A 3,408-nucleotide genomic window follows, 5' to 3' on the forward strand; every position below is an offset into this window, starting at 1 on the left:
CACCAGGCACTTCACCACCACGCCAGCCCCGTCCCTCAAGTCGATTCAAGCGACTCTGCCGAACCCTGACCGACTGAAGATCACCAACAGCATCCCGACTACGGAACAGAGCCGAAGACCGTACAGACCCGGCCGTGGCATACACATTGCGGCTGCTCGCCAGCCGAATCCGGCACCTCAACGATGAGGTCCGCGAGCTCACAAGCCGCATCACTGCCACCATCGAGCTGCATGCGCCGGCATTCCTGGACATCCAAGGCGTCGGACCCGACAGCGCAGCCGTTCTCCTCGTCACCGCGGGCGACAACCCCGAGCGACTGACCAGTGAAGCCTCGTTCGCAGCCCTGTGCGGAGTCAGCCCGGTCGAGAGATCATCGGGCAAAACCCAGCGCAGGAGACTCAACCGCGGGGGCGACCGCCAAGCCAACGCCGCCCTCTACCGCATCACCCAAAGCCGCCTGCGGTGGGACAGCCGCACCCAGGCCTACCTGGAACGACGCACCCGGGAAGGCAAGAGCCGCCGCGAGATCATCCGTTGCCTGAAGCGCTACATCGCCCGTGAGATCTACAAGTGCTTACAGGAAGCACCCGCCTACGCAGATCAACCCCAAGCAGCTTGACGAACCATAGGGGCATCAACCCCCCACGTCTGAATAAGGAGATCCGGCGCCGCACCGACGTGGTCGGGATCTTCCCCGACCGTACGGCCGTGATCCGCCTGGTCGGCGCGGTCCTGGCCGAGCAGAACGACGAGTGGACCGAGGCCCGCCGCTACATGGGCCGCGACCTGCTGGCCAAGGCCCGGCTCCACCCGATCGAGTCAGAAACCGACGACACCGTCCTGCCCACCGAACTCACCTCCTAATGATGTTTTCAAGTCGTAGCACTGACGGAAGAGTTGGGTTGGTAGCGCTGTCCGTCACGAATCAGGGCCCACAGGACGTTGACGCGCCGACGGGCCAGGGCGAGAACTGCTTGGGTATGCCGCTTGCCTTCAGCGCGCTTGCGTTCGTAGAAACTGCGTGAGTCGTCGCAGCTGCGGATGCTGATGAGCGCGGAGGTGTAGAAGATCCGTTGCAAGCCGCAGTGGTAGCGCCTGGGCCGGCGCAGGTTGCCGCTGACGTTGCCTGAGTCCCGGGGGACCGGTGCGACTCCGGCGAGGCTGGCCAGGCGATCGGCGGTGCCGTAGCGGCTCATGTCGCCGGCGGTTGCGGCGAGGAATTCGGCGCCCAGCAGCGGGCCGATGCCAGGCATGCTGGAGATCACTTCGGCAAGTTCGTGCTCGCGAAACCGGGCCGCGATGAGCTTGTCGATCGCGCTGATCTGCTCGTTGAGGCTCATCACCTCCTTGGCCAGGGTATGGATCACCTGCCCAGTGATCTTTTCTCCGGGGACGGCGGTGTGCTGGCGTTCGGCTGCTTCCAGGGCGGCCTCGGCCAGGGCCTCGGGAGTGCGCACCCTACGGTTGCGCAGCCACGTCACCAGCCGCTTACCGCCGGTCCGGCGAAGGGCGGCGGGGGTCTGGTAGCCGGTCAGAAGGATCAGTGGTCCGACGTTGGTCAGGTCAAGGGAGCGTTCGAGGCTCGGGAAGATGCTTGTGAGTTGACCCCGCAAGCGGTTGATCCTGCGGGTGCGGTCCGCGTTTAGGTCGGCCCGGCGGCTGGTGAGGACCCGCAGCTCGATGGCTTGTTCCTCGTCTGGTCGCAGAACCGTCAGGTCCCGGCGCATCCGGGCCTGGTCAGCGATGACGGTGGCGTCCTTGGCGTCGGTCTTGCCCATGCCCCGGTATCCGGCCGAGGCCCGGTTGACGGCCAGGCCAGGTATGTAGACGAGGTGCTGGCCGTGGTTGAGCAGCACGTTGATCCACAAGGCGGCCATGCCGTCGGCGACGTCGACCGCCCAGACCACATCCTCGTCGAGGGCAAGCACGTCGGAGAGCAGAGCCAGCAGCTCCAGCTCGTCGTTCAGCACACGCCGCGACAGCAGGCGTTCGCCTTCCGCGTTCAGAACTACGCAATGGTGATGAGTCTTGCCGATGTCCGTACCCGCCCAGATTCGGGCCACCAGTTCCTCCGGTCGTTCGCTGTGCTGTTCTCCCGGACGACCTCGCCGGCGTGGTCCTACTCAGCGATCCGCTCGAAGGCGTTCGCATCTCCTAATCAGCGGCCGAGTCGTCGTGAGACGCCGGGCGGCCAGGTGAGTGGAACCATCGAGGGCAACCGCATAGAAGCCATACCCGGTGTCTCTGGGTCTCTGGACCTTACGACGGCCCGTCCAACCCACGACCAAGGTAGGACCGCATAGCCTCAAAAAGAGATCACCGAGTGGCCGTCGATACACCACTCCAACGGACGTGACCGACCCAAGATCAACTACGCATCAAGACCTCCGAGTCTGCTGGGCGCACGAAACAGCGAGGTTTAGGTCCACAACCAGGCCCAATGTATGACGCCACTATGGATGATGTGGGTTCCATGGTCGGCGGAGAGTGCATCTATGACAGGCAGGCCTCGGCCGTGCTCGTCGTTGGCGCATGAGACAGTCCGAGCGCTGTCGGATTCAGCGGGGCCACCATCACTGACTCCAACCCACACCCACAGCCCCGCATGCTCATGCTCCAAGTGAAGCGCCATCGGCGGCTGGGCGTGCTCCAACGCATTGGTGACCAGCTCGGACACCACCAGCACCACTGCCTCTGCACCAGCCGCACCAATCCGCCAGCTTCCCAGAGTGGTTCGAGTAATTTTACGGGCCACACTTACTACTTCTGGTCGATGTTCCAGTGGCCAAGTTCCGTCGCTGGCGGATCGAATTAGACCGAACGTACGCACCCTGTCCCTAGCGGTCACGCGACACGCGCGCGCCGCACGCACGATGCTCCAGATCCTTGAAGGTTGTGTACGCATGGCGATCACATCCTTGCGCCGAGAGGAGGCGACGCAATAGAGCCAAGTCGAACTATCGGAGTGAAATCTCAAGTCGGCATTCCATGCCCCTCGTCAATTATCTTGCGCTTCAGTTCAACCTCCAGGCAGAGCAATCAATACTCAAAGTCAATCCAGAAGTTTTTCGTCAGAATTTCGTAAGGGGGTAATGGGGACTTGAATGGAATTCAACGTGGTAATATGCGGCCCAGCAATGACAGTTTTACGGCGTTGGGGGCCGTCCAACCACCGGCACCTCTCTGCGCCGGGTCTGGACAGGGAGTGTCATGAATCAGGGTCTTACAAGATTTTCGTAGCCGGTGATCGCCCTGGGTTCAGGGCTTGATCAAGTTCCATAGGTGTCTGATCGTTAGTGATGCCTGGGATGCGGAGTACTCGCTCGGGTTCGTTGCGAATTGCTCGGGTGGTCTTGGCGATGTTGTCGGCTCCGAGGGTTTTCAGCACGCCGATGGCGAGGTTGCGG

3 protein-coding genes and 2 pseudogenes are annotated in these 3,408 nt (G+C 62.7%); 2 read left to right on the forward strand and 3 right to left on the reverse strand.

Translation table 11 applies throughout. The features are described 5' to 3' along the window. Nucleotides 1-140: 140 nt before the first annotated feature. Both ACFV3E_RS46465 and ACFV3E_RS46470 read left to right on the forward strand, forming a co-directional pair. Nucleotides 141-620 (forward strand): annotated as a pseudogene (locus ACFV3E_RS46465) (transposase); the annotation flags it as partial. 26 nt (nucleotides 621-646) lie between these two features. Further along, a pseudogene (locus tag ACFV3E_RS46470) lies at nucleotides 647-865 on the forward strand (transposase); the annotation flags it as partial. Nucleotides 866-873: 8 nt separating this feature from the next. Here the strand turns inward: ACFV3E_RS46470 and ACFV3E_RS46475 are convergent. The 3 genes from ACFV3E_RS46475 to ACFV3E_RS46485 all read right to left on the reverse strand — a co-directional run. Then, a complete protein-coding gene (locus ACFV3E_RS46475; RefSeq protein WP_500542577.1) occupies nucleotides 874-2,064 on the reverse strand; it encodes an IS110 family RNA-guided transposase in 1,191 nt (396 codons plus the stop codon). Nucleotides 2,065-2,420: 356 nt separating this feature from the next. After that, nucleotides 2,421-2,906: an ATP-binding protein gene (locus ACFV3E_RS46480; protein WP_500542579.1), complete on the reverse strand. Its 486-nt coding sequence runs from the start codon at nucleotides 2,904-2,906 to the stop codon at nucleotides 2,421-2,423. Nucleotides 2,907-3,224: 318 nt separating this feature from the next. Next, nucleotides 3,225-3,408: hypothetical protein (locus ACFV3E_RS46485; protein WP_500542581.1), on the reverse strand; the 184-nt coding region annotated here is incomplete at its 5' end.

The organism is Streptomyces sp. NPDC059718 (assembly GCF_042733315.1).
Lineage (GTDB): Bacteria > Actinomycetota > Actinomycetes > Streptomycetales > Streptomycetaceae > Actinacidiphila.

Coding starts and splice junctions, on each gene's coding strand:
- ACFV3E_RS46480 (WP_500542579.1), bottom strand. CDS start 2,906: ATGCGTACACAACCTTCAAGGATCTGGAGCATCGTGCGTGCGGCGCGC.